Here is a 25,714-nt window from a genome sequence, read left to right as displayed (position 1 = left end):
TGGGAGTCGGCCTCTCTTGTATTACGAAGCCGCAGCTCGGGCTTCAAGGTAGAGCTCTTGAGGCATCGGGGTTCGCAAGTGCCAGGTGATTGACATGGGGCGTGTGCCGTGAGTCGACACGAAGTCCGCTAGTCCTAGGAAGGTGTACGGAGCGCCCTTGCCGAACTCATCGGTCTCATCTGCGCGAACGAAGAGCGCAATGTCTGAGGCGACGCCCGACAGGCCTTGGTAGCGCAGTCCGGTTGCTGACTCCGGGCTCGTTTGATTCTGCGACTGCCAGTGGAAGAGGTCCTCCGTCAGGGCGTAATCCTGGTACCGGGTGGACTCAGAGAACTTCGCTGAGTCCTTGTGGAGGTTGACCATGAGCGCGTCGACACTTCGCCTTGGCTGAAAGTAGACGCCTTCGCGAACGGTGCCCGGCACTGACGAAGCTGCGAAGTCCTCGCCAAGTCCCACTCCAGCCAGCAACTCCTCGCGGCGATAGGCCGCATGAGTCAGCAGCACCGTGTCGGAAAGGTTGCCACCCGGCTCGCCGAAAACCGAACGTGATCGGGCCACCGTGTGGGCCATCACCTCGCTGATTTGCTCGCCGAACCACCGATGGTGATGCAGTAAGCTGAGGCCTTCTTCAAGACTCGAGAAACGAGCGCCAGTTTCAGGGTTCTTTCGATCAGGCCAGATGTTGTAGAAGAGCATGTGAGCTGCGCTTCTCTGCTCGGCTGACCAGTCGGCTATCGAGCCACATGTTCCCAGGGCAAGTGCTGAATACAGGCCGGCACGCAATGGGTCGTTCACATGGGCGAAGACACGGACTCGTGAGCGTAGATGAATGGCAGTTGGTGATTCGCCGATGCTGGGTGTGAGGAGCGCAAGGTGGCGGATGCGCTCCCAGTCGAGAGGTTTGCTTTGGTAGGTCCGCCCGTAGAGTATGGATAGGTCAGCATCCATTTCAATGAGCCAGCGGGTCAGTGAGTAGTTCGTGGGATCACCGCTTCTGTTCGCGTAGTTACGGAGATCTTGTGCGAGTTGAGGTAGGCGCACGACAGTCTGTGCTCGAATGTTATTCAGCACGATCTTTTGAGCTACCCGATCAAGGTGGATACCGCAACCAGGCGGAAGCTGCGGGAAGCCCTGCTCTGCTGCCTCCAACAGCGCCTTTCGTCCGAGGCCCGTCAATGCTCGGAATTTCGGCTCAAAGGAGAACTGTTGACTCTGGTGGCCCACGAAGTCGAGAACCGTGAGAACGCTCTTTTCGGGCGCTCTACGTAGACCGCGTCCAAGTTGCTGGAGGAAGATCGTGGCTGACTGAGTGGGGCGAAGCATCAGGATGGTGTCGATGGAAGGGATGTCAAGCCCTTCGTTGAACAGGTCGACGGTGCAGATGCACGCAAGCCTGCCACAGCGAAGATCTGCCAGGGCACGTTCACGCTCCCCCGGCCCAGTGGTTCCATTGAGGTGTGTGGACCTCAGTCCGGCACGGTTGAGGACATGGGACATGTACTTGGCGTGTTTCACGCTGACGCAGAACGCCAACGCGCGCATGTGTTGGGGCGTTGCGATGTGCTCTTCGATCGCCTTGAGGATCAGCTCAGATCGTGCGTCGTTCTCAAGATAGAGCTTCTCAAGCTGCTCCACGTCGTAGCTGCCTCGGCGGAAGTCCAATTCACGGAGGTCCGAGCTGTCAGAGATCCCGAAGTAATGGAATGGGACAAGTAGGTCACCCTCGAGTGCATCCCAAAGGCGAAGTTCAGACGCCACGCGCCCTTCAAAGAAGCGGGAGGCTACGTCCACTCCGTCGGCGCGTTCCGGGGTGGCAGTTAGGCCAAGCAACTCCTGGGGATGGAAGTGCTTAAGTATTCGTTGATAGGTGGGTGCTTCCGCGTGATGGAATTCGTCGATGACCATGATGTCGAAGAGGTTGGAACGAAGCTTCTTGAGCATGCCTTCGGTCAGCGACTGGACAGAGGCAAAAACGTGCTTCCACCTGTTCGGTTGTCGGCCGTCGATCAGAAGTTCTCCAAAGGTGGAGTCTGCGAGCACGCGCCGGTAGGTGGCGCGCGCTTGCTGGAGAATCTCTTTGCGGTGAGCGACGAAGAGGAGTGACCGTTTGTGAGGAGTTCCACCACACAGTGCGCGATAGTCCAGCGCCGCAAGGACGGTCTTCCCAGTCCCGGTGGCTGCCACGACAAGGTTACGGTGACGTCCCTGTTGGCGCTCGTGGGCAAGGTCGGCGAGCATGATGCGTTGATGGGGCTGCGGCTCGATCGCAAGGAAACTCGTATCAAGGTCGAGCACATCACCGTGGCCATTCGCCGACTGAAGGCTCTGGTCTAGTCGATCTGCGTCTTGCTCAGGGTCGTACTCTTCGAAGACAGGGCGATGCCAGTAACTTTCGAAGGTCTGAGTGAGCTTCTGGAACAGGTCCGGAGTGGTAGAGGAGGCTATCCGCACGTTCCACTCCAGTCCGTCGAGCATTGCCGCACGTGACAGGTTTGAGGAGCCAACGAAGGCAGTGTCGAATCCTGAATTTCGGTGCAAGATCCACGACTTTGCGTGCAACCGAGTGGCTGCAATGTCGTAACTGATCTTGATCTGAGCTCGATACTTGCGTGCGAGAGTTTCCAGGGCTCGCCGTTCAGTCGCGCCCATATATGTCGTGGTAAGGATTCGGAACGGTACATCTCGATCGCGAAGCTCGGCGAAAGCCTCACTGAGGAGTCGCATGCCAGACCACTTAACGAATGCGCACAGCAAGTCCACGCGATCTGCGGTTGCAAGCTCATCACGGAGGATGTGGGCAAGTGCCGGTTCAGTCGGAGCGTTCGTGATGAGAGCTGCGTCAGTGAGGCGAATCCATGGGTGCCGTGGGGCTTCTCGAAGAGGATCATCTGTCAGTGACCGGAGCTCCAATGCAGGTTGCTTTGCAGAGGTGACCAGTGCCAGATCTTCGGTCGTACCAATCGCAGTAGGTGGAAGCATGGCGAGAAGGCGGTTCACCAACGCGACCTGGTCTTGTGGAGACAGCACTGCAAGCGCCTGCTTGAGTTCCGTTGATACCAGGTGGGTCAGGCTGGCGGGCAGCAGTGGCGTGGGGATCTCATCAGTTCCGGCAGTCAACTGGGTGTTGGCTCGGATTGCCGCGTCCATGCGGCGAGTCAAGGGTGTCTGATAGACACCTGGCATCAGCTTCAGCTCCGTTGTCACCCGTGGATCGTAACCAGAGGGTCCTACATCACCTGGGGTATGGGTGGCCCGAGTTGTGGGAGTCTGTTGGCAGGAACGCCGGGGTTGAACCGGGGGAGACCCTGATGGCGGCGGCGTCCTCGTCGATGGAAACTGGAGGCATGAGCACACCGAACCCGCAACCCCAGCCCCAGCCCCAACCGCAGTTCCAGCAGAGCGCCGGCGGCGGCCAGCCCGGCGGCGGCCGCACCTTCGTCGAGTGGATCGAGGTGGCTGGCAGCGACCTGATCGCCACCGTCAAGCAGCTCATCGCCGACGGCAACGTCCGACGCATCATCCTGCGTGACGCCACCGGCGCCGAACTGTTCTCCATCCCCATGACCGCCGGAGCCGTTGTCGGCGGACTCGCCGTGCTGGCCGCGCCCGTTCTGGCAGCGGTGGGCGCCATTGCGGCCCTGGTCTCCAAGGTCACCATCGAGGTGGTTCGCACCGACCAGCCCGCGCAGCAGGAAGGCTCTGCGCAGCAGACTCCGACCTGGACGCCCGGCCAGCCCGAACCTCCCGTCACCGGAGAGGTCATGCCGAAGGAGTGAGACTGTCATGACGTGTGATGCCCCTGGGCTCTGTCCCGGGGGCACCACTTTGTTGTCCACAGACTTGCTCCGGATATTGAGTTGAAGTAGCTTGAACCGCTATGAATGAGGAATGGACCTCAGAAAGCACCTCATGGCCGCAGGCGGCATTGCCAGTCGCGCCTCCCTGCGCTCCCAAGGACTGGTTCTGGCAGACCTGCCCGAATGGGTGAAGGTCTACAGAGGTGTGCTCTACCTGCAAGATGTCGTGTCAGTGGACGAAGTTCGAGCCAAGGTCTACAACGGCCTTGTCAGCTGCCGCAGCGCCGCTGTGATCCACGGTCTGCCCGTATTGCACGGCAACGACACCCGTACTCACATCAGCGTGTCGGCACACAGAGGCATGCACATCAGTCGCCACAGGCTTCTCGACGACGTGCGCGTACACAGGGAAAGGGGCCCCATCGAGGAAGATCCGCTGCGTCCTTGGTTGGCCAGTGTTGACTTGACGTTGCGTCGTGCGGCCGTGTGCTGTGACCCTGTCGAAGCAGTGGCCATGATGGATGCCGCACGATTCAAAGGGCTCAGTGACCTGTCGGGAATCACTGTGGCACCCTGCGGGCCAGGCACCTCGCGCATCCGCCGCGCCATGGAAGCCTCGCGTCGTGGAGTCCGGTCCATTCTCGAAACAGCAGCGCGGATGCAACTTGAAGAAGCCGGCATCGCAGTGAGAGTCGCAGTGCAGATCCCGGGCGTGGGAGAAGTGGACATGGTCGTCTTCGATCGCCTGATCGTGGAGACCGACGGTCGAGAGCATCATCAGCCGTGGGCGCAGCGGGAGCTCGACATGTGGCGCGACAGGCAGCTGACGGCAATGGGGTACCTGGTCGTCAGGTTCAGCTATGACGACGTCTTCGGTGCTGGAAACCTGGTTCAAGAGGTTCTGGCGCTGAGGGAACATGCGCTCTCAATGCCGGCACCGTCAATCTGAGCGGACTGCCGGTTTCTGAACGGGTCAAAGTGCGGGACACCGACAGGCGAGTGTTCTTCCTCCGGGCGCCGACTGATCCGCACACAATGCCGTCAGTGGCCTCGGGCGGCGTGTGCCCGGAAGCCTGAAATCTCGCCACTGGTGTCAATGGGGCACAGCGTTGATGGCCCACATTGTGTGCGGAATCGAAGTGGGTGGACAGGTGCTGCTGGGCTGGGGAGTCTCCACCCCTGATTTTCGCACACAATGCTGGCGGTGACCCGGGCAGGTGCGTCACCGAAAGCCCGGAATCTTGCCAGTCTCATCAACGGTCCGAGGCTCCGATGGAGCACATTGTGTGCGGAATGGATGGCGGACGGCGGATGGCGCCCGTCCTGGAGATCACGAACGCCGGGCTCAGTCCTCCGAGGTGAAGCGGTCCAGGCCGCCGCGGCAGATTTCCTCCAGCAGGACGAACCCGTCCTGACCCCACCACACGGGAATGCGTGAGGGCACCGTCCACAGGTCCTCGGGCACCATGGACTCGAAGGAGCCGTGGGCCATGAACTGTTGGATCTGGGTCAGTGAGCGTATGGCGATGCCCGCGACGTGGTCCGGGTAGTGCCGGGCGAACTCGGCGTAGATCTCCGGGTCGCGCTGGCCGTCATCGCCCACCAGGAACCACTTGATGTGCGGGAAGGTGGCGGCAAGGCGCCGCAGCTCGCGCCGCTTGTGCTCGGGCCCGGAACGGAACCAGCCCGTGTTGGACGGGCCGAAGTCCGTCATCAACAAACCACCGCGCGGATACCCCAGGCGCTCGAGGAAATTCCGCACCGTCGGCAGTACATTCCACGGCCCTGTGGACAGGTACACGACAGGACCGTGTGTGGCCAGCCAGGGCGGGCTGGCGATGGGGTTCTGCCGGTCCAAGGTCGCCCCCTTCACGTCGAACGCCCAGTCCTGGCAGCTGATCGCCCCGGGTCCGGATCCCGAGCCAGTGCGAGACCCGGACCCGGCGCCCGCCGCAGCAGAGTTCAGGCGCGCCGCCCGCCAGTCGGTTCCTTGCAGATCCGGGCCGGACGCCAAGGAACACAACAGCTGAGGCATTCCCAGTACGGCTTGGCGTGCGGAGACCCGATCGACGAAGGAATGCTTGGCAGCCACCAGAAGTCGCGGGACGTTGGAGACGATCACCGTGTCGTCGATGTCCGAGACGACGCCGACGGTCTCCTCATCGCCGACGATGCGCACGGCCACAGGGATGGGCCGCCCGGCGCGCACGCGGCCGGGCCGGGTCATGCTGGCGGCAGTGGGATCGGTCGACGGGCCGAGCAGGGACTCCGCGTCCCAGGCCACGGCGTCCTGGTCCACGGGGGCGCCGCGAAGGGCGCGCACATCAGCAGAATGCAGCACCTGGATCCACGCCGTGTGCCAGCCGGGGGCCAAGCCGTGGTCATGAACGGTCAAGTCGATGTAGCCGCCCCTGTCCGCCTGGGCGATCTGGCGTGCACGGCCCACAGTGACGACCACCGGCTGGCGCGGCACCTGCGCGTCGAAGAACTGGCGCCATCCACGTCGCCTGAGCAGCCAGAGGCGCTGGTCGTTGTTGCGGTCCATCATCACGCGCCCGAGGATGCGCGCGAAGCGCGGAGTGCCGTGCCCGCCGAAACCGACCACACCCGGATGCATGTGCAGCGCCTGGCCCAGTGCCTTGGCGATCAAGGTGGAACACGTCTCGCCCACGCGATTGGCCACCGACAGCAGGACGGATGGGCTCTCGTCGTCGATCAGGATGTCAGGGCGCACGTGGGACCTCGGTAGGTGGACGGGATGGTGCGCGGGTCATGGCCGGCATCGACTGGCGATGCCCGCCGGGCGACTCCGGGCACGGCCACCATTGTGCCTGACGGTGGCAGGAAGGGGAACACGGACACCACCAACCGGACCTCGTGAACCGCATGCGACCAGCAGCGACGAGTCGATCAACAGTACCGACCGTTCGGTGGTGCCCACTTGGCCGCAACCTTTCGACACGACCATCCTGGTGCCCGGCCCGGGGAGACGGGCCCGACTCCGGGGGCAACCCGCTCGGCCTTCACTTTCCCCGCGGGGCCCCTGTGGAGGCCCGCACCACGAGGTTCGGGAAGAAGCGTTCGTGGCGGATCCGCGCATTGGGCCCGCCGCCCAGCAGCAACTCTGCGGCAGCCCAGCCCAACTCGTCCATGGGCTGGTTGACCGTGGTCAGCGGCACCGACATCTGCGAGGCGACCGGAGTGTCATCGAAACCGACCAGCGAGACATCCTCGGGGATGCGCACCCCCGAGTCGCGCAGTGCCGTCATCGCGCCGAAGGCGATGAGGTCATTGGCGCAGAACAGCGCCGTGGGGAAGGAGTCGGGCAGCACCGGCGGCGCCAACGGCCCCGTCCTCTTGCCCACGCCGCTGGTCCCTCGGTGCACCTCCACGCCCGCGTCGGCCAGCATCTGCTGGGTCTGCTCGCGTCCGGCTTCGGCGGTGAAGTCCTCCACCTCGCACACGCGCAGGTCGATCGGGTCCTGTGAATGGGTGGTGAAGGCTTCGACGGCTTCCATGACCCCGCTTTGCCGGTGTCTGGCCTGGCGCACCGTGGAGGGGCCGTTGAGCATGGTGATCCGACGGTGGCCCAGGTCCAGCAGGTGACTGATCGCCAGGCGCGCGCCGGCCCGGTCGTCCACGCAGATCGACGACATGTCATCGGGAGTCTCGGGGCAGTCGAAGAGGACCACGGGGATTCCGCGCGCCACCAGTTCGTGGGCGGTGACCAGGTCGGCGTCGGAGGGCGCCAGCAGGATTCCGCGGGGCGACTGGCCGGCGAGTGTGCGCAGCAGGCGAGACTCGGTCTCCGGGTCGGAGTGCGTGGCGGACAGGGACATCACGCACCCGTCGGCGCTCAGCCGCCGTTCCATTCCTGCGGCGGCCTCCATGAAGAAGGGGTTGCGCAGGTCCAGGACGGCCACGCCGACCACGGGCGAGACTCCGCGCCGCAGAGCCTGGGCGGTGGGGTTGGGGACGTAGCCCAGTTCGGAGATGGCGTGGGCGACGCGCTCGCGGATGTCGGCGCGCACGGTGCCGCGCTGGTTGACGACGTTCGACACGGTGCCCACCGAGACGCCGGCCAGGCGCGCGACGTCCTTGACGCTGGGAGCGCGTCCGCCGGTGGGGGAGGGGGTGGCCTCCTCGGGACGAGGGCGGCCGCCCTGGCGGGATGGTGGCGTCGCTGTGCTGGGTGTCGCCCTCGTGGAACGAGGGCGGGGCTGTGCGGCTGGGGAAGTCGTCGCGTCACGACGGGGGATGGAGTCGACCATCGTGTGAAGCCTCCTGTCGCAGGAATGGGGAGTGAACCCCGGGGGCCGGTTCAGGGGGAGCAGACCGTGGCACGGAGGCGCCTCCAGTGGCGTGCATCCGTGGGTCAATCATGCCCTGCGTGTGCGCCCGCCCCGCAAGCCAGCTCGCGTGACACGGTGTCGAATCGATGATGAATCGTTACATTCTCGCAGGTCGAATCCATTGACAGCCTTCCGCGCCAGTGGCAGACTGCATACCGCTGAAACGTTTCATGCTCAATGAGGAGGTGAACTGATGGCCAGCGACTCCACGGAGCCGATCATCCGCCTGACCGATGCGGTCAAGACCTTCGGGCCCGTCGTCGCCCTGTCCAAGGGCTCCATCGAGCTCCACCCGGGCGAGATCCACGCCCTGGCGGGTGAAAACGGCGCCGGCAAGTCCACACTGGTGAAGATCCTTGCCGGAATCCACCGCCGCGACACCGGCGAATTCCTGTACCGCGGTGAAACGGTGGACTTCGGCACGCCGGCGGAATCCAAGGCGGCAGGCATCTCGGTCATCTACCAGGAGCCGACCCTGTTCCCCGACCTGTCGGTCGCCGAGAACATCTACATCGGTCGCCAACCCACCAACAAACTGGGAATGATCGACCACCCCGCAATGCGCCGCGCTGCCCGCGACCTCTTCACCCGCCTCGAGGTCGACATCGACCCGGCCCAACCCGCACAGGGCCTGTCCATCGCGGACCAGCAGGTCATCGAGATCGCCAAGGCCATCTCCCTGGACGCCAAGGTCCTCATCATGGACGAACCCACCGCCGCCCTGTCCGGCCGCGAAGTGGAGCGGCTGTTCACCATTGCCCGCTCCCTGCGCGACCAGGGCGCCGCACTGATGTTCATCTCCCATCGCATGGAAGAAGTCTTCGACCTGTGCGACCGGATCACGATCATGCGCGACGGCGCCTACGTGAGCACCCGCATGATCGCCGGCACCACCGAAGCCGAGATCGTCAAGGACATGGTCGGTCGCAGCGTCGACCAGCTGTTCCCCAAGGTCGACGCCGCCATCGGTGACGTGCTGCTGGACGTCAAGGGCCTGACCCGCCAAGGGGTCTTCCACGACGTCGACCTGCAGGTCCGCTCCGGTGAGATCGTCGGCCTTGCCGGCCTCGTCGGTGCGGGGCGTTCCGAGGTGGCCCGCGCCATCATGGGAATCGACAAGGCCGAGGGCGGCTCGGTGACCCTGGCCGGCAACCAATTGCGCGCCGGGGACGTGCCCTCCGCCATCCGTGCAGGCCTGGCCTTCGTCCCGGAGGACCGTCGCAAACAGGGCCTGGTCATGGACCTGTCAGTCCTGCGCAACACGACCTTGACCCTGCGCAACACCCTGGCCCGCTTCGGGCTGATCCCCAGCGCCCTCGAACAGCGCGAGGCCGAGGAATGGTGCACGAAACTGCAGGTCAAGACCTCCAGCCCATTCGCAGCCGTGTCCACACTGTCCGGCGGCAACCAACAGAAGGTCGTCCTGGCCAAGTGGCTGGCCACCGACCCGCGCGTCCTCATCGTCGACGAACCCACCCGAGGCATCGACGTGGGCACCAAGGCAGAGGTCCACCGCCTGCTGGGCACGCTCGCCGCCCAAGGGGTCGGGATCCTCATGATCTCCTCCGAACTGCCCGAGGTCATGGGTATCGCCGACCGTGTCCTGGTCATGTGCGAGGGCGCCGTCACCGCGCACTTCTCCCGCGAGGAAGCCACCGCCGAAAAGATCATGACCGCAGCCACCGACCACGCCACCGCACACGAAAGGAGGGTCGCCTCGTGAGCACCGCCACCGCCGCGCCCACTGGGCAACGCCGCGACTGGTCGGCCACCCTGCGCGGGGCCCTCAGCCTGCGAGAGACCCCGGTGCTGGTCGCCCTCGTCCTGCTGGTCCTGGCCACATGGCTCGTCAACCCGCGCTTCCTGGCCGCCCAAGGAGTCAAGGACCTGCTGCTCAACGCCACCATCGCCATGATGATGGCTGCGGGACAGTCCCTCATCATCACCACCAAGTCCGTCGACCTGTCGGTCGGCTCGGTCCTGGGCATCTGCGCCTTCACCACCGGCTACGTCTTCGCCGAACACCCGGGCACCCCCATCGCCCTCGTCTTCGTCATCGGAACCCTTGTGGGAGCCGCCCTTGGCGCGGTCAACGGCCTGCTGGCCACATGGGCGAAGGTCCCCGCCATGGTCATCACCCTGGGCACCCTGTACGCCTTCCGCGGGACCCTCAACTGGTGGGCCGGTTCCAAGCAGTACTTCGCAGGAGACCGCCCCCAGGCCTTCGGAGACCTGGGTGTGGCCACCATCGTCGGCATCCCGCTGCTGACCGTCCTGGCTCTCGTCGTCATCGCCATCGTGTCCCTGTACCAGTACTTTGCACGATCGGGTCGCGACCTGTACGCCATTGGCTCCGACCCAGCCGCCGCCAAGGTGTACGGCATCCCCGTCGGACGCCGTGTCCTCACGGCCTTCATCGCCAACGGCGCGCTGGTGGGACTTGCGGGAGTCCTGTACGCCTCACGCTTCAACTCCGTCGGCGCCACCACCGGCACCGGCATGGAACTCGACATCGTCGCAGCCTGCGTGGTCGGAGGTGTCGCCATTGTCGGCGGCGTGGGGACCGCCTACGGTGCGGCGATCGGCGCCCTGCTGCTGACCACCATCACCAGCGCACTGACCGCAGTGGGCGTCGACAAGTTCTGGCAGAAGGCCGTGGTCGGCGCACTGATCATCGTCGCCATCGTCATCGACCGCGTGGCCACCATCAGCAGACAATCCCAGCTGCGCAAGAAGGGAGGGGCGGCATGAGCTCCCCGACGAAGCCCACCCGGACCCGCTCGTCCCGTCACACGACCTCCGGCGGCAAGGATGCCGGCACGTCCTCTGCGGGGCCGCTCGGCGGCGACCTGCTGGGGCGTCTGCTGCGCTCGCGGGACACCCACATGAGCGTCGTCCTCGTGGCCGTCATCCTTCTGGCTTCGTGGATGGTGCCCCGCTTCCTCCAGGCCAGAACCATGACCTTCCTGCTCATGGACGTGGTCGCGATCCTGCTCATGGCCCTGCCGATGACCTTGGTGATGGTGGCCGCCGACATCGACCTGTCGGTCGCCTCCACCGCGGGCCTGTCCAGTGCGGCACTGGGAGTCATGGTCGAGGGCGGAGTCCCCTTCTGGGCGGCGATCGGCGTCTGCCTGGTCATCGGTGTGGCCTGCGGCGCCTTCAACGGAGTGATGACCGCCTACGTCGGCCTGCCGGCGCTTGCCGTCACCATCGGCACCCTGGCCCTGTACCGGGGTCTGGCACTGGTGGTCATCGGCGACCGGGCGGTGGCCAACTTCCCCGAATGGGCCACCGGTTTCGTCACCTCCACCATCGGGGGCACGGGAATCCCGTGGATCTCCATCCCCTTGGCGCTGATCGTCCTGCTCTTCTGGCTGCTGCTGCACCGCACCCCGTGGGGCCGCCAGGTCTTCGCCCTCGGGCACTCCCTCGAGGCCGCACGATTCGTCGGGATCGACACCCGCCGAACCCGCGCCCTGGCCCTGGTCCTGTCCGGACTCATGGCCTCCGTGGCCGGGATCTTCTGGACCTTGCGCTATTCCAGCGCCCGCTCGGACAACGCCGAGGGCCTGGAGTTGACCGTCATCGCCGCCATCGTCTTCGGAGGAGTCTCCGTCTTCGGCGGAAAGGGCTCCATCTGGGGCTCCGTGTGCGGCGTGTTCACGGTGGGCGTCATCAACTACGCCCTCCGCCTCGACCGGGTCCCCGACGTCGTCCTCGTGACGATCACAGGACTGCTGCTCATCTTCTCCGTCGTCGCCCCCTCCCTGGTCGACGCCTGGAAGCAATGGCGCCACCGCGCCAAGGTGGCCGCACGCGCGGCCGCGCCAACCCCCCGCACCGGCGCAGCCAGCGCCTGAGAACCCCCACGGAAGGAAGACGAAGATGTCCCTCACCAAGCGCGGCTCGATTGCCGCACTCGCCGCATTCTCCCTCGCGGCCACCATGGCCTTGGCGGCCTGCTCCGGCGCCACGGGCTCGGGTCCGGCCAGCGGCGCGGCCTCGGGCGATTCCACGGCCGGCGGTTCCTCCGCGGCGGCTGATCCTGCCATGGCCGAGCAGACCATCACCTTCATCCCCAAGCAGCTGAACAACCCCTACACCGACGTGGTTCTGGGCGGAGGGAAGAAGGGCGCCGAAGAGATCGGTTTCGCCCAAGCCAACGTCGTGGGCCCGCTGGAGGCCTCGGCCTCCTCCCAGGTCTCCTTCATCAACGCCGAAACCCAGGCGGGAACCAATGTCATCGTCCTGGCCGCCAACGACCCGGACGCGGTCTGCCCCGCACTGGAGGAGGCCCGCAAGGGCGGAGCGAAGATCGTCACCTTCGACTCCGACACCAACCCGAAGTGCCGTGACCTGTTCATCAGTCAGGTGGTGGCAAAGGACGTCGCGAAGGTCCAGGTCCAGATGATCTCGGAGCAGATCGGCGGCGAAGGGGACATTGCGATCCTGTCGGCCACGGCCAACGCCACCAACCAGAACGAGTGGATCAAGTACATGGAGGAGGAACTGGCCTCCAACCCCGAGTACTCGAAGATCAAGATCGTCGCGAAGGTCTACGGCGATGACGACGACACGAAGTCCTTCCAGGAGGCTCAGGGCCTGATGCAGGCCAACCCGAACCTCAAGGGCATCATCTCGCCCACCACGGTCGGCATTGCGGCGACCGCTCGCTACCTGTCGACCTCGGAGTACAAGGGCAAGGTCGCTCTGACCGGACTTGGCCTGCCCAACGAGATGCGTTCCTTCGTCAAGGACGGAACGGTCAAGGAATTCGCTCTGTGGGACCCCGCGCAACTGGGATACCTGGCCTCCTACGCAGGAAAGGCTCTTGCGGCCGGACGGATCGAGGGAAAGGTCGGTGACACCTTCGCTGCCGGTGAGTTGGGTGAGCGCACTGTCGAAGACGGCGGAATCGTGATCGTTGGCGAGCCCGTGCGTTTCAACAAGGACAACATCGACAAGTACGACTTCTGATCGCCCAAAGGGGCACGGTTCCCAGGTTCGTCGGGACGCCGGGGAACCGTGCCCGCATCCTTTGGGGCAAGGAGGAATCATGAACGTACGCCAGGCGGTTCCGTCAACCGTCGAGCGTCGACGACCGAGAATGCGGATCGGGATCGTCAGTGGTGGGCTGGGCGCGTACTGGGAGCAGTTTCCTCAACTTCGACCGCAACTCGAGACCTGTGTGGCCCGCGTCGAGAAGGAACTGCGGACCCTGGACGCGGATGTGGTCTCTGCAGGATTCGTCTCCGACCCTGTCGAGGCCGCCGCGGCCGCACAGCGACTCAGGAGGGAGGACTGCGACCTGCTGGTCGTCCATCTGACGACCTACCTGACCTCGTCGATGGTGCTGCCGATCGCCCAACGGGTCGGCGCACCCGTCCTCTTCATCGATCTCCAACCATCGGCGCGCATGGACCATGCGACCTTCGGAACGGGGGAGTGGCTGGTCTACTGCGGCCAGTGTCCACTCCCTGAGGTCGGCAACGTCATGCGTCGAGCCGGCATTGAGTTCCGATCGGTCACCGGATGGCTGGAGCAGGAATCAGCGTGGAGGAGAATCCGGGACTGGGTCAGTGCCACCGCGGTTCGTGCACGTCTTCGCAAGGCGCGACATGGTCTCATGGGGCACGTCTACCCGGGGATGCTGGATGTCTCGACGGACTTGACCACTGTGTCGACAACTTTTGGTTCCCACGTCGAAGTGCTGGAGTTCGACGATCTGCGTGAGCGCGTGAATGCGGTGACCGACCTGCAGGTTCGTGACCGGATCGAACTTGCGCGGGAAGTCTTCGAGATCGACGGCTCGGTTGTCGACGAGGACTTCGCCTGGGCGGCGCGTGTGTCGGTCGGACTTGATCGTCTGGTGGAGGATTTCGATCTGGACACTCTTGCCTACTACCACCGGGGCCTGGCCGAGGAACTCCACGAGAGACTTGGGGCCGGGATGATTCTCGGTGCCTCTTTGCTCACGGGACAGGGAATTCCTGCGGCGGGAGAGTACGAACTGCGGACGTCCGTGGCGATGCTCATCGCCGAGGTTCTCGGCGCGGGCGGGTCCTTCACGGAGATCCAGGCTCTGAATTACGAGGACGGAGTGGTCGAGATGGGCCACGACGGTCCGGCGCACTTGGCGATTTCCTCCAGACGGCCCTTGCTGCGCGGACTGGGGGTCTACCACGGGAAACGTGGGTGGGGCGTGTCCGTCGAATTCGACGTGGCCCACGGCCCGGTGACGCTGATCGGCCTGGCTCAGGATCGTGATGGTTCGTACTCGCTGGTCACCTCCGAAGGGGAGGTGGTTCCAGGTCCGCTCCTGGAGATCGGGAACACGACTTCACGAGTGGACTTCGGGCGAGACCCCGGTGAGTGGGTCGATGAGTGGAGCAGTACGGGCATCGGGCATCACTGGGCGCTGTCCATTGGTGCGCGAGCCGGACAGGTCGGCCGAGTCGCCTCGCTGCTCGGACTGGAACACAGGCACGTGTGAACCCATCGGGCGGCCGAGGTCGTCCGAGGTGGTCCGTGGGCAGCGATCGCTTCGGTGGCGCCCTGACAGCCCTTGGTCACGTGTCACCTTTGTGGCGCGGGGAGGGGCACTTGTGAGATGAAACGTTTCATGCGATGATTCGACTACAGGAACTTCAACGATGAAGGAGCCCCATGTGGACGCTGAACTCAAGAAACTGCTGAGCACCACCGACCAGGCCAGCCCCACCCGGGCATGCTTCCTCCTTCGTGTGCGCCCCGAATGCCTGACCGAGTACGTCCAGGTCCACCAGCACGTCTGGGACGACATGCGCCAAGCTCTCAGCGACGCCGGCTGGCGCAACTACTCGCTGTTCCTCGACGTGGCCACCGGCACCTGTGTCGGCTACTTCGAAGCCGACGACACCTCTGCCGCGCAGGAGGCCATGGCCGCCACCGAGGTCAACACCCGGTGGCAGGCGGCCATGGCGCGCTACTTCGTCCAACCGGAGGGCGGCACCGCCCAGATCCTGCCCCAGTACTTCCACCTGCCCTGAGCGGGGACGGCGGGCGGCCCCGCCCTCGTCCCTGAACAACCGCCACATCCGCGTCCCCCACCTGAACGGAGAACCCCATGGTCACCTTGGCCGACCTCACCCCCGAGCAACGCCGCCTGCTCGCCGAGCAGACCATCGAACTGCCCAGCTGGGCATTCGGCAACAGCGGCACCCGCTTCCGCGTCTTCGCCACACCCGGCACCCCGCGCAACGCCTTCGAGAAGATCTCCGACGCCGCCCAGGTCCACAAGTTCACCGGTGTCACCCCGCGAGTCTCCCTGCACATCCCGTGGGACATGGTCGACGACTTCACCGAATTGCGTGAACACGCCGCTGCCGAGGGCGTGCAGCTGGGCACCGTCAACTCCAACGTCTTCCAGGACGAGGACTACAAGTTCGGGTCCCTGTGCAACTCCGACGAAGCCGCCCGCGCCAAGGCCGTCAAGGCGCACCTGGACTGCCTGGAGGTCATGCGCGCCACCGGCTCCGACACCCTCAAGATCTGGCTGGGCGACGGCACCAACTACCCCGGGCAGGACTCCATCGCCGCACGTCAGGAGCGCCTGGCCGACTCCCTGGCGCAGATCTACGCCGCCATGGACGACGACCAGAAGCTGCTGCTGGAGTACAAGTTCTTCGAGCCGGCCTTCTACCACACCGACGTTCCGGACTGGGGCACCGCCCTGGCGCACTGCTTGGCCCTGGGCGAGCGCGCCGTGGTCTGCCTGGACACCGGCCACCACGCGCCGGGCACGAACATCGAGTTCATCGTCGTGCAGTTGCTGCGGGCGGGGCGCCTGGGCGCATTCGACTTCAACTCGCGCTACTACGCCGACGACGACCTGATCGTCGGCGCGGCCGACCCCTTCCAGCTGTTCCGCATCATGCACGAACTGGTCGGCTTCGGCGCCGTGGACAAGGACTCCGGCGTCAACTTCATGCTTGACCAGTGCCACAACCTCGAGGCGAAGATCCCCGGCGAGATCCTCTCCGCCCTCAACGTCCAGGAGGCCACCGCCAAGGCACTGCTGGTCGACCGCGAGGCGCTGGCCGCCGCCCAGAAGGCCCACGACGTCATCGGCGCCAACCAGGTGCTCATGGACGCCTACAGCACCGACGTGCGCCCGCTGCTGCGTGAATTGCGCGAGGAAAAGGGCATCGATCCCGACCCGCTGGCCGCCTTCGCCGCCTCCGGATACCCGGCAAAGATCGAGGCCGAGCGCGTCGGCGGTCAACAGGCCGGCTGGGGGGCCTGAGCCTTCCCTCTCCTTCGACGAGGACGGGGGCGGGTGGTCAGCGTGACAGGCCCGCCCTCGTTCCCCATCCCACTCCCACGACGAAAGGTCGACAAGATGGCCCACACCGTAGTCGCAGTGGACCTTGGCGCCTCCAGCGGGCGCGTGCTGCGCGGAGTGCTGGACGGCGGCGTCCTCGCCGTCGAGCAGTGCCACCGTTTCCCCAATGCGCCGGTGCACGTGCCTGCCGGCGGCGTCGACGACCTGGAGTGGGACATCCTCTTCCTGTGGAACGGCATCCGCACCGGCCTGGCCGAAGCGGCCAAGCGCGGCCCCGTCGACGCCGTCGGGGTCGACACGTGGGCGGTCGACTACGGGCTCTTGGACGAGGACGGCCGCCTGCTGGGAAACCCGGCGGCGTACCGGTCCTCGCGCACGGCCGAACCCGTCGAGTGGGTCTTCTCCGCCCTGTCCCGTGAGCAGCTCCACCGGTGCAACGGCTTGCAGTTCCAGCCCTTCAACACCATGTTCCAGCTGGTCTCGGACACCTCGCGGGTCAGGAACTCGCTTGCACACACGATGCTCATGCTGCCGGACCTCATCGGACACTGGCTGACCGGACGCAGCGTGTGCGAGGTGACCAACGCCTCCAGCACCGGCATGATCGACCCCTCCACGCGCAGGTGGCACCCTGCGGTCATGCGCCTTCTGGCCGACTCCTTCGGCGTGCCGGTCCCGCAGATCCTGCCGCCGCTGGTCGAAGCGGGAACCGTCGTCGGCCCGGTCGCGATCGCCGACATCGACATGCGCGACTCGGCCGGTGGGCCCACGCCGCTGGTGGCCGTGGGAACCCACGACACGGCATCGGCCGTGGTCGGTGTGCCGGCGGTGGACGGGCTGCCCTTCGGTTTCATCTCCTCCGGCACCTGGTCGCTGGTCGGTACCGAGCTGGATGCGCCGGTCCTGTCGGAGGCCTCGCGGGCAGCGAACTTCACCAATGAGCTCGGGGTGGACGGCACCGTGCGCTACCTGAAGAACATCATGGGCATGTGGGTCCAGCAGGAGTGCCTGCGTGAGTGGATCGACCAGGACATGCGCAACATGTCGTGGGCCGTCCTGGACGCCGAGACCGAAGCCTCCGAGCCCCTGCGCACCCTCTTCGACATCAACGACCCCGCATTCATGGCTCCCGACGGGATGCTCGGGCGCATCGAGGACTGGTGTCGCCGTGCAGGAGAACCCGTACCGCAGACTCGCGGCCAAGTGCTGCGTGCGATCACCGAATCGCTGGTGGTGGCCTATCGGCGCGCGCTGCGTGAGGTGGTCGAGCTCAGCGGGCGGCCGCTGGGGGTCGTGCACATCGTGGGCGGCGGATCCAAGAATGCGCTGCTGTGCCAGTTGACCGCGGACGCCACCGGCTTGCCGGTGGTGGCAGGTCCGGTCGAGGGTACGGCGATCGGGAACATGGTCGTGCAGTTGCGCGCCATCGGCGCCCTGTCGGGGTCCTTGCAGGACTTGCGGGTGGTCGTGGCCGAGTCGAGTTCGCTGTCCCGTCACGAGCCGAGCCCCGGAGCCGCCTCCGTCTGGGACGAGGCCGAAGCCCGAGTCTTCTCTTCCTGAGCTCGCTCCGGCCCTGGGTCTGCAGGTCTGCCGACGGACGATTCTCGTGAGAATCGTCCGTCGTTTGCTGAGATTCGTCCGTGGTTCCGTGAGATTCGTCCGTCAGGTGCGTGGGTGGACGACCGGCCTCGCCCTCGTCAATGCCGGAAGGGTGGATCGCGGCCGAGACCCGAGCAATCCGCGGACGAGTCTTTCAATATCTTGACTGACTGCTCTGCGATTGCAATACTTCAAATACTGGATCGCGAATCGATTCATCTGCAACTGATCCACCTGCTCGACACGAGTGACAGGGCAACGGCGCCCGGACGGAGGAGCCATGACGCACAAAGTGACCGCAACCTTGGCCGGCCTCGCGGCCACTGCATTGATGATGACGGCATGCGCAGGGGGCAGCGGGCCGACTTCCAGCAACACGCAGTCCGGTGCTGCGGCCTCCGGCGGCTCCGGCGGGCTCTCCGTCGCCTTCGTCCCGAAGATCCAGGGAATCCCCTTCTTCGAAGCCATGAACGCCGGCGGCAAGAAGGCCAGCGAGGAATTCGGCTTCACGTGGGTCTACTCGGGCCCCACCACCGCCGACCCGGCGGCTCAAAGTGAAGTGGTCCGCTCGCTCATCCAGCAGAACGTCAGCACACTCATGGTCGCCCCCAACGACCCTGACTCCATGTCGCCCCTCATCACCGAGGCGCAGGGCAAGGGCATCAAAGTCGGCGCCGCGGACACCGACGCACCGAACTCGACCCGTGAAGTCTTCGTCGAGCAAGCCTCCGCCGAAGGCATCGGGTCCGCCCTGGTCGACCAGATCGCCAAAGCCATCGGGGACGAGGGCGAAATCGCCATCGTCTCGTGCGGACAGACCGCCGTGAACCTCAACTCGTGGATCAAAGTCATCAACGAGAAGATCCCCGCCGAACACCCCAAGATCACCATCGTCGACACCGTCTACGCGGATGAGGACCAGGCCAAGGCCGTGACGATGTCGAAGAACCTCATCAACGCCAACCCGAAACTCAAGGGCCTCATCGGCATGTGCACGACCTCGGCGCCCGGCGTGGCCCAAGCCGTCCAGGAATCCGGCAAGATCGGCACCATCCAGACGGTTGGGGTCGGCACACCCGCAAGCATGCTGCCCTACCTCAAGGACAAGTCCTCACATGCATCAGTCCTGTGGAACGTCGAAGACTTCGGCTATCTCACCGCGTGGGGCGGATGGATGCTGGCCCAGGGCAAGGAATTCGCCGACACCCAGGACGTCGGCCACATCAAGGGCGTCACCTACGACAAGGCGACCAAGACCCTGCTGTTGGGTGAGCCGATGATCTTCACCGCCGAGAACGCGGGCGAGTTCAACTACTGATCCCAGTCGGACGAAAGGCGCGGCGAGGGGGCCGGCCCCACGGTGTTCGGCCGGGGATGCAGGGCTTGGGGCGCTCGGCGCAGGGCCCGTGGCGCCGGGGCGCAGATGCATGGCCCAAGGCACACGACGCAAGCGTGAACGGCTCAAGGCCACACCCCACGCGACGACGGCCTCCCACCGCGAGTCCGACACGTGACCCGCGCGCGAAACCCGCTCGTGGGGCCAGACGACCCGACCGAGTCCGAAATGACACGAATGAGTGGAGGTCGACCGACCATGACGGATGACCCGCCGCAATCTGCCCGGCCAGTCCTCGAAGTCACAGGTCTGGACAAACGGTACGGGGGAGTCCACGCCCTGGACGACGTCACATGGTCCGTCCGGCCCGGAGAGGTCCACGGCCTCGTCGGCGAGAACGGCGCAGGCAAGTCCACGCTGATCAAGATGATCTCCGGCGCCCAGGTCCCCGACGCGGGCACGGTCAAGGTCGATGGCCACGAGATCCCACTGGGCAACACCCAGGCGGCACTGGCCGCGGGAGTCTCCGCCGTCTACCAGGAACCGCAGCTCTTCGCCGACCTCACCGTCGCCGAGAACATCTTCCTCGGGCGCGAGGACACCGTTGGTGGACGCGTGCGATGGCGCGAACAACAGGTCAAGGCGCGCGAATTGCTGGACCGGCTGCACCTAGATCCGGCGATCATGCACATGCGCGTCGCAGACCTGCCCGTGGGAGAACAGCAACTGGTGTCCATCGCCAAGGCCTTCGCCGCCGACGTGCGCCTGCTGATCCTTGACGAACCCTCGGCGATCCTGGCCGACGCCGACATCGAAAGACTCTTCACCATCGTCAAAGGACTGCGCGACCAAGGAATCGGCGTCATCTACATCTCCCACCGCCTGGACGAACTGGGCCAGATCACCGACCGGATCACGGTGATGCGCGACGGGGCAGTGGTGGGCACCCACCGCACCGAAGACATGACGCCGACCAAGATCGCGCGCGCAATGGTGGGCGACAAATTCCAGGTGGCCGACCGCAGCGGTCGCGATTCCCAAGTCAGGGACGAGGTCGTCCTTGCTGCCCGAGGGCTTGCCGCCGGCAGACACTTGGCGGGCGCCGACCTGGAGCTGCGGAAAGGAGAGATCCTCGGCGTGTACGGCCTCATCGGCTCCGGCACCACGGAACTGGTACGAGCCCTCTACGGGATCACTCCAGCCGCCAAAGGCACCATCGAGATCAACGGTCACAAGGTTCGCATCGACACCCCCGCAAGGGCCGCCGCCCACGGAATCGCCATGCTGCCGGGAAACCGGAAGACTCAAGGGGTCTTCCTGCCCAAGTCCTTGAGCTTCAACATCAGCTCCTCGCACCTGGGGTTCTTCTCCCGGCTCGGCCTGTTCGACCACGCCGAGGAACGCAGGCACACCAGCAGCGTCATCGACCGCCTGCGCATCAAGGCGCCCGGCCCCGACACCGTCATTGCAGACCTGTCGGGCGGCAACCAGCAGAAGGTCGTCATGGCGCGACAGCTGGTCGAAGACCCCCGAATCCTCCTCGTCGAAGAGCCCACGCAAGGGGTTGATGTCGGCGCCAAAGCCGAGATCCACCAGCTGATCCTCGACCACGTGGCACAGGGCAACTCCGCCCTCGTCCTGTCCACCGACCTTGAGGAGATCCGCTTCCTTGCCGATCGCATCGTCGTCATGCGGCGAGGGCGCACCGAGGCCGTCCTCCCCGGGGACGTGTCGGCCGTCGAACTGCTGGGCGTCGCCAATGGGGACAGCCCCGTGGACGGCGACGAAGCGGCGTGCGGCGACGGAAAGAAGGACGCGGAATGAACGCTGCCACCGAACCGGTCCCACCACGAAGTGCCGCCCCGGACCACGCGCGCCCACACGCCCAAGCGGCCCCGCCCTCGCGAATTGTTCGAGGACGACGCCCGTGGATCGAAGGGCAGGAGCTCGTCCTGATCGGTGTCCTCCTCGCACTGTGGGCCGCCATGGGTCTCCTGACGCCGACATTCCTCGAAGCGTCGAACGTCTTCGCGATCTTCTACCACGTCGCCCCCATCACCATCATCGGCATGGCCATGACGCCCATCATGTGCACCGCCGGCATCGACGTCTCCGTCGGGGCCTCAATGGCGATCGTCATGGTCGTCATCGGCCGACTGGTCCGCGATCTGGGGGCCGGCCTCGCCCTCGCCCTGGTTGTCGCCCTGGGAGTCGGAGCCCTTCTCGGGTCGCTCAACGCGCTGCTCATCGCCATCGGGCGGGTCCCGGCGATGGTGTGCACATTCGGCACACTCAACATCTTCCGATTCGTCGCACTGCAGATCTTCGGCGAGACGCAGCTGGCCGGTGTTCCCGGCACACTCAAGGGGCTCGGCGGATCGCTGGCCGACGCGAGTTTCCTCGGATTCCCCAACGCCATGTGGCTGGCACTGGTCCTGACCGCCCTCGTGTGGTTCTACATGCGGGACTGGGCTGCCGGACGCCACGTGTATGCCATCGGGAACGACGCGAACGCCGCGCGCCTTGCCGGCGTCAAGGTGCGTCGACGAGTCTTCGAACTGTACGTGTTCTGCGGAATGATGGTCGGCCTTGCCGGTGTCGTCTCGATCGGATCGGGGGGCCTGATCCAGCAGAACGTCGGATACGGCATGGAAATGTCCGTCATCGCCGCATGCGTCATCGGCGGCACCTCGGTGATCGGCGGGCGAGGCACGGTCCTGGGGACCCTGTTGGGCGCGGTCCTGGTCGGCAGCGTCGAGGCCGCAGTCATTCACCTGCACCTGCCCAATCAGCTCACCCAGCTGTTCGTCGGCGTCATCATCCTGGTGGCCGTCGGCGTCGACCTGGTGCGTCAGGCAAGGAGGGCACGACGATGAGCTTCTTGCGTACACTCACCGCTTCGACCAGGGCGGTGCTGGCCGGGGGCGGCAGATCGTCCTCGAAGGACGAGGGCGGGGGTGGAAGCGGCGGTGACGCTCCGCGTGACGCCGCTCCCTTGGCGACGGAAGGGCCGGGCGCTCGCCTGCTGCGCCTCTTCCTCACCGAACGCGTCATCGCCCTGGCCGTGATCCTGGTGCTCCTGGTGGCAACTTTCCTGGTCCTGGGGGCAAATGGTTTCCTGTTCGCGCCTTTCGACGCCGCATACATGCTGTCCTCCCTGCAGTCCCTCGTCCCCTTGGCCCTGCTGGCCTTGGCTGAGATGGTCGTCATCATCTCCGGCTACAGCGGCATCGACTTGTCGGTCGGGGCGATCGTGTCACTGTCGGGGTTGCTCTTCGGATACCTGATCCAGGTCGCGGGCGTGCCCGTGGCGCTCGCGGCCTTGGTCACCGTCGTGGTCGGAGCGCTTCTGGGGGCGGTCAACGGCTTCCTGGTCGGATACATGGGGTATCCGCCGCTCATCGCGACCCTTGCCACCCAGTACGCGTACGCGTCGACAGCCTTGGTCGCTTCGGGCCAATCGCCGATCTCTGGGGACCGGGTCATTGCGACCAACCAGAGTCTGACCGCGAACATCCCCGTGTTCGCCAACGCGACGTTGCCGTTGCAGGTGCTGACCTTCCTTGTTCCTGTCGCCGCCCTGGTGTGGTTCATGCTCGAACGCACCGTCTGGGGGCGGAGGCTGCTGGCGGTGGGCACGAATGATGTGGCCGCGCGTTACGCCGGACAGGACGTGCGCATGACCCGTGCTTCTGCGTACATGGTGTCGGGCCTGCTGTGCGGCATCGTCGCCGTGGTGAATGTGGCGCAATTCGCCTCCGCCCGCCCTGATGCGGGCACTGCCGGCAACGGCATGGCGCTACCGGCGATCACGATCGCCGCCTTGGGGGGCGTGCTCATCCAAGGGGGCTTCGGGAGGGTCAGTGGAGTCGTCACCGGCGCCTTGTTGATCACGTGGTTGAACGCCGCGCTGCTCATCAGCTTCGAAGGGTCGATGGGCTCGCGGATGCAGCTTCTGGCCCTGGGGACGGTGTTGATCGGCTCGATCCTCATCAACAGCTACGCCGCCCGCAGGTACAACCTCAGAACCTGAGAACTTGGGGCCTTGAGAACTTGAGGCCCTGCGAATCCGAGAACCTGGAATCCTCACCCCCTCCTTCCCTCCTTCCGTGAGATTCGGTGGTCGGTTGGTGAGTTTCGTTTGTCGTTGGTTGTGTGGCGGGTTTTGGGTGGGTGTGTTCGGGGGCGAGGGCGGGGCCGCGTGAAGGGTGAGGTGGCGGATTCGAGGCTGAGGCCTCGCCGGTGACCCATGCGCAGGCATGGGCATGTCCGGTGTACTTGGCTGCCGCTTCTGCGTCTCCAACCGTCCAATTCTTCGTGACGGCGTGGGGCGCGGTCGGCTTCTCAAGGTCCGGGTCCACGGGCCGAACCAGCTTCCCATCCGGGCCCACCACATACCCACCGGAGATGACGACACCTGCAAACCGGGCAAACTGTTGGAAGGCCGGGCTCGAAGAGCCTGCGTCGACAGAGTGCTCGGACCTGCCCAGAATCAGGGGCCCCGCCCTCGTCATTGCTGGAAGAACATGCGCTCACCAGCCCCAATGAGCCAAACACGCTCCCCGCAACAAGGCACGCAAACGCACACCTGCACGCGTCCCACCACGAACCACCACCGAGCCTCACGCGCCAGGCGCTTCAGGAACCAAAGGGAAACCGATCGGGCCCAACCAAAGCCCCACCTCGACAGCAGGACACCATCGCCCACACCAAGAGAGACCACCCCCGACCACGACGGACGAATCGCACGGAAGGACGGACGAGCCTGGCCGGAAGCAGCTTCTCGCGGCCAGCGCAACGCCAGTTCTCTTCTTCCTCGATTTCGAGCGCCTGTCATTTTCCTCTTGTCGTGCGGCCCAGCTCAGTCCAGCGTCTGGCGGAGGCGTGGGTCGAGCATTTCTTCGATCGTGTCCCGTCGTGCATTTCGACAGGGTTTCCGGATTTCCTTCGTGTCGGCCTCATGTCGTTCGAGTCTGACTGGCAAGGGTCTTGCGGGCCAAGATTTGTGCTGGAAGAAGATGGTTGGACGCAGAAGGGTGGATGCTCGCGACGAACGGCTCGAGCGCCACATTGTCGCAATGGGGCACCATGCGTTCTTTGGCTGAGTGAGAGACTTGCCCGCCCCGTGGTTGACCGATCTGTCGGGCCGGCTTCGCAAAACATGGACAAGTCCCGCATGGCCAAGCAATTCAGAAACGACCGTATTTTGGGCGGTCCTGTGACGATCGCCATGACGTGGTGTAGTGCCCAGCATTTGACGCCCGAAACACTGACCCGAAACCAAATCCGCCCAAAATCACCTCTATAACGTTTTCGAGCGTCGCGTGTAGAATGGATGTGCGACCGGCGTGAGGAGACCCCATGGGCGAGAAGTTCGATGTTGAGGATCGTTGGCCCGAGTTGTTCGCTCAGCTCGACGATGCGCAGCGCGATGCGGTGCGTCAGTCGCTGGCAGCTGCGTGGCATGAGGGTTGGGTGCCGAATCGTGAGGATGTGGAGAACTTGACGGACGAAGCTCGCGGCGCGATCGACGGGGCCGAGTACCTGCGGCGCGTCCGCGAGGCGGCACAGCGGATGGCGCCTGTCGCCGTCGGGTGAGTCTGTGGCCACATTTGACACGTGGGAGTCATACTTCTACCCACCCCCGGACAATGCGACAATGCGCAACCTGGAGGGCATTCGCGACCCCTTGGCCTTGCAAGCGTTCGAGTATGGGGCGGTGGCGTGGCGCCACCGCCAACTGCGCTCAGATCCTTCCATCGTGGAACGTACTTTCGATGCCGAGCATGTGAGAGCGATCCATCAGTACTTGTTCCAGGACGTGTACGAGTGGGCGGGGCAGTACCGGAGCGTGAACATGACCAAGAGCCTCTCCTCTTTCGCTGACGTTCACACCGGACAGATCGACCGGTACTTGTCTGATGTGCATTGCCTCGTTGGGGCCGCCGACTGGGCCGGGTTGGATCGTGACGCTTTTGCTCGGGCGAGCGCGGAAGTGTTCTCTTACTTGAACCAGGCACATCCGTTCCGTGAGGGTAATGGACGCACCTCCAAAGTTTTCATGGAGCATGTCGCTGAACTCTCGGAATTTTCTCTTGACTTCGCCCAGGTCAGTCCGCAGGTCTGGAACCAGGCCAGCATGCTGTCAGGGCCTGACCTTGGCCGCTACGAGCCTGTTCCTGACTCACTTGTGCCGGTGTTCCAGGCAATCGCGCGCCCCGCCCGTCGGTTCTGACGCGTGGCGCCCAGAGCGCCGACCCGGCTCGCATGAGCGAGAAGGGGTGTGACCACCCGCCGGTCCTTG

The 25,714-nt window shown here is 65.1% G+C and carries 19 protein-coding genes; 16 read left to right on the top strand and 3 right to left on the bottom strand.

What is annotated here, in order from left to right:
- Positions 1 to 21: 21 nt before the first annotated feature.
- Complete coding sequence (locus tag I6B53_RS10415; RefSeq protein ID WP_216764149.1) at positions 22 to 3,204, bottom strand: DUF3427 domain-containing protein; 3,183 nt, start codon at positions 3,202 to 3,204, stop codon at positions 22 to 24.
- 140 nt (positions 3,205 to 3,344) lie between these two features.
- On the opposite strand from I6B53_RS10415, the gene I6B53_RS10410 reads away from it, so the two are divergent.
- Both I6B53_RS10410 and I6B53_RS10405 read left to right on the top strand, forming a co-directional pair.
- The gene (locus tag I6B53_RS10410) at positions 3,345 to 3,776 is read left to right on the top strand and encodes a DUF4342 domain-containing protein (RefSeq protein WP_216764148.1); all 432 of its coding nucleotides are present in this window, start codon (positions 3,345 to 3,347) and stop codon (positions 3,774 to 3,776) included.
- A gap of 112 nt (positions 3,777 to 3,888) precedes the next feature.
- Positions 3,889 to 4,746 carry an endonuclease domain-containing protein gene (locus I6B53_RS10405; protein WP_216764147.1) on the top strand — a complete coding sequence of 286 codons (858 nt, stop codon included), beginning with the start codon at positions 3,889 to 3,891 and terminating at the stop codon, positions 4,744 to 4,746.
- Between the two features lie 396 nt (positions 4,747 to 5,142).
- Here I6B53_RS10405 and I6B53_RS10400 read toward each other — a convergent pair whose 3' ends face one another.
- Together I6B53_RS10400 and I6B53_RS10395 are read right to left on the bottom strand one after the other, a co-directional pair.
- Positions 5,143 to 6,531, bottom strand: coding sequence for an App1 family protein (locus I6B53_RS10400; RefSeq protein ID WP_253953873.1), 1,389 nt, complete (start codon positions 6,529 to 6,531; stop codon positions 5,143 to 5,145).
- 289 nt (positions 6,532 to 6,820) lie between these two features.
- Entirely contained in the window at positions 6,821 to 8,068 is a 1,248-nt protein-coding gene (locus tag I6B53_RS10395; RefSeq protein WP_216764146.1) for a LacI family DNA-binding transcriptional regulator, read from the bottom strand.
- Between the two features lie 274 nt (positions 8,069 to 8,342).
- Between I6B53_RS10395 and I6B53_RS10390 the strand changes: the two genes are divergently transcribed.
- From I6B53_RS10390 to I6B53_RS10325, 14 genes are all read left to right on the top strand, one after another.
- Positions 8,343 to 9,872 carry a sugar ABC transporter ATP-binding protein gene (locus I6B53_RS10390; protein ID WP_216764145.1) on the top strand — a complete coding sequence of 510 codons (1,530 nt, stop codon included), beginning with the start codon at positions 8,343 to 8,345 and terminating at the stop codon, positions 9,870 to 9,872.
- Positions 9,869 to 10,900 (top strand): ABC transporter permease, encoded by a 1,032-nt coding sequence (locus I6B53_RS10385; RefSeq protein ID WP_216764144.1) that lies wholly within the window; start codon positions 9,869 to 9,871, stop codon positions 10,898 to 10,900. Before I6B53_RS10390 ends, I6B53_RS10385 begins: the two co-directional genes overlap by 4 nt.
- Complete coding sequence (locus I6B53_RS10380) at positions 10,897 to 12,012, top strand: ABC transporter permease (RefSeq protein ID WP_216764143.1); 1,116 nt, start codon at positions 10,897 to 10,899, stop codon at positions 12,010 to 12,012. Before I6B53_RS10385 ends, I6B53_RS10380 begins: the two co-directional genes overlap by 4 nt.
- Before the next feature lie 25 nt (positions 12,013 to 12,037).
- Entirely contained in the window at positions 12,038 to 13,129 is a 1,092-nt protein-coding gene (gene rhaS / locus I6B53_RS10375; protein ID WP_216764142.1) for a rhamnose ABC transporter substrate-binding protein, read from the top strand.
- Between the two features lie 79 nt (positions 13,130 to 13,208).
- Positions 13,209 to 14,645, top strand: a complete 1,437-nt coding sequence (locus I6B53_RS10370; RefSeq protein ID WP_216764141.1) for an L-fucose/L-arabinose isomerase family protein — start codon at positions 13,209 to 13,211, stop codon at positions 14,643 to 14,645.
- Positions 14,646 to 14,820: 175 nt separating this feature from the next.
- Positions 14,821 to 15,180 (top strand): L-rhamnose mutarotase, encoded by a 360-nt coding sequence (locus I6B53_RS10365; RefSeq protein ID WP_253953872.1) that lies wholly within the window; start codon positions 14,821 to 14,823, stop codon positions 15,178 to 15,180.
- 77 nt (positions 15,181 to 15,257) lie between these two features.
- Positions 15,258 to 16,436, top strand: a complete 1,179-nt coding sequence (gene rhaI, locus I6B53_RS10360) for an L-rhamnose isomerase (RefSeq protein ID WP_216764139.1) — start codon at positions 15,258 to 15,260, stop codon at positions 16,434 to 16,436.
- A gap of 96 nt (positions 16,437 to 16,532) precedes the next feature.
- Positions 16,533 to 18,035: a rhamnulokinase family protein gene (locus I6B53_RS10355; protein WP_216764138.1), complete on the top strand. Its 1,503-nt coding sequence runs from the start codon at positions 16,533 to 16,535 to the stop codon at positions 18,033 to 18,035.
- Between the two features lie 319 nt (positions 18,036 to 18,354).
- A complete protein-coding gene (locus I6B53_RS10350) occupies positions 18,355 to 19,392 on the top strand; it encodes an autoinducer 2 ABC transporter substrate-binding protein (RefSeq protein ID WP_216764137.1) in 1,038 nt (345 codons plus the stop codon).
- A gap of 276 nt (positions 19,393 to 19,668) precedes the next feature.
- Complete coding sequence (locus tag I6B53_RS10345; RefSeq protein ID WP_216764136.1) at positions 19,669 to 21,234, top strand: sugar ABC transporter ATP-binding protein; 1,566 nt, start codon at positions 19,669 to 19,671, stop codon at positions 21,232 to 21,234.
- On the top strand, positions 21,231 to 22,286 hold the full coding sequence (locus I6B53_RS10340) for an ABC transporter permease (RefSeq protein ID WP_216764135.1): 1,056 nt from the start codon (positions 21,231 to 21,233) through the stop codon (positions 22,284 to 22,286). The genes I6B53_RS10345 and I6B53_RS10340 overlap by 4 nt, the downstream gene beginning before the upstream one ends.
- Positions 22,283 to 23,443: an ABC transporter permease gene (locus tag I6B53_RS10335; protein ID WP_216764134.1), complete on the top strand. Its 1,161-nt coding sequence runs from the start codon at positions 22,283 to 22,285 to the stop codon at positions 23,441 to 23,443. Before I6B53_RS10340 ends, I6B53_RS10335 begins: the two co-directional genes overlap by 4 nt.
- A gap of 1,328 nt (positions 23,444 to 24,771) precedes the next feature.
- The gene (locus tag I6B53_RS10330; protein WP_216764133.1) at positions 24,772 to 25,008 is read left to right on the top strand and encodes a hypothetical protein; all 237 of its coding nucleotides are present in this window, start codon (positions 24,772 to 24,774) and stop codon (positions 25,006 to 25,008) included.
- A gap of 61 nt (positions 25,009 to 25,069) precedes the next feature.
- Positions 25,070 to 25,645, top strand: a complete 576-nt coding sequence (locus I6B53_RS10325; RefSeq protein WP_216764132.1) for a Fic family protein — start codon at positions 25,070 to 25,072, stop codon at positions 25,643 to 25,645.
- Positions 25,646 to 25,714: the final 69 nt, after the last annotated feature.

This window comes from Schaalia sp. 19OD2882, assembly GCF_018986735.1.
In the GTDB taxonomy this organism is placed as follows: Bacteria; Actinomycetota; Actinomycetes; order Actinomycetales; family Actinomycetaceae; genus Pauljensenia.
Note: the sequence above shows the minus strand (reverse complement) of the source record. Positions and strands in the feature narration are given on the sequence as shown.

Excerpts from the sequence above, each read along its gene's own strand:
- I6B53_RS10350 (WP_216764137.1), top strand. The coding sequence starts at position 18,355 with ATGACGCACAAAGTGACCGCAACCTTGGCCGGCCTCGCGGCCACTGCA.
- I6B53_RS10335 (WP_216764134.1), top strand. The coding sequence starts at position 22,283 with ATGAGCTTCTTGCGTACACTCACCGCTTCGACCAGGGCGGTGCTGGCC.
- rhaS (WP_216764142.1), top strand. The coding sequence starts at position 12,038 with ATGTCCCTCACCAAGCGCGGCTCGATTGCCGCACTCGCCGCATTCTCC.
- I6B53_RS10370 (WP_216764141.1), top strand. The coding sequence starts at position 13,209 with ATGAACGTACGCCAGGCGGTTCCGTCAACCGTCGAGCGTCGACGACCG.
- I6B53_RS10340 (WP_216764135.1), top strand. The coding sequence starts at position 21,231 with ATGAACGCTGCCACCGAACCGGTCCCACCACGAAGTGCCGCCCCGGAC.
- rhaI (WP_216764139.1), top strand. The coding sequence starts at position 15,258 with ATGGTCACCTTGGCCGACCTCACCCCCGAGCAACGCCGCCTGCTCGCC.
- I6B53_RS10380 (WP_216764143.1), top strand. The coding sequence starts at position 10,897 with ATGAGCTCCCCGACGAAGCCCACCCGGACCCGCTCGTCCCGTCACACG.
- I6B53_RS10330 (WP_216764133.1), top strand. The coding sequence starts at position 24,772 with ATGGGCGAGAAGTTCGATGTTGAGGATCGTTGGCCCGAGTTGTTCGCT.
- I6B53_RS10390 (WP_216764145.1), top strand. The coding sequence starts at position 8,343 with ATGGCCAGCGACTCCACGGAGCCGATCATCCGCCTGACCGATGCGGTC.
- I6B53_RS10395 (WP_216764146.1), bottom strand. The coding sequence starts at position 8,068 with ATGGTCGACTCCATCCCCCGTCGTGACGCGACGACTTCCCCAGCCGCA.
- I6B53_RS10325 (WP_216764132.1), top strand. The coding sequence starts at position 25,070 with ATGCGCAACCTGGAGGGCATTCGCGACCCCTTGGCCTTGCAAGCGTTC.
- I6B53_RS10410 (WP_216764148.1), top strand. The coding sequence starts at position 3,345 with ATGAGCACACCGAACCCGCAACCCCAGCCCCAGCCCCAACCGCAGTTC.
- I6B53_RS10355 (WP_216764138.1), top strand. The coding sequence starts at position 16,533 with ATGGCCCACACCGTAGTCGCAGTGGACCTTGGCGCCTCCAGCGGGCGC.
- I6B53_RS10405 (WP_216764147.1), top strand. The coding sequence starts at position 3,889 with ATGGACCTCAGAAAGCACCTCATGGCCGCAGGCGGCATTGCCAGTCGC.
- I6B53_RS10345 (WP_216764136.1), top strand. The coding sequence starts at position 19,669 with ATGACGGATGACCCGCCGCAATCTGCCCGGCCAGTCCTCGAAGTCACA.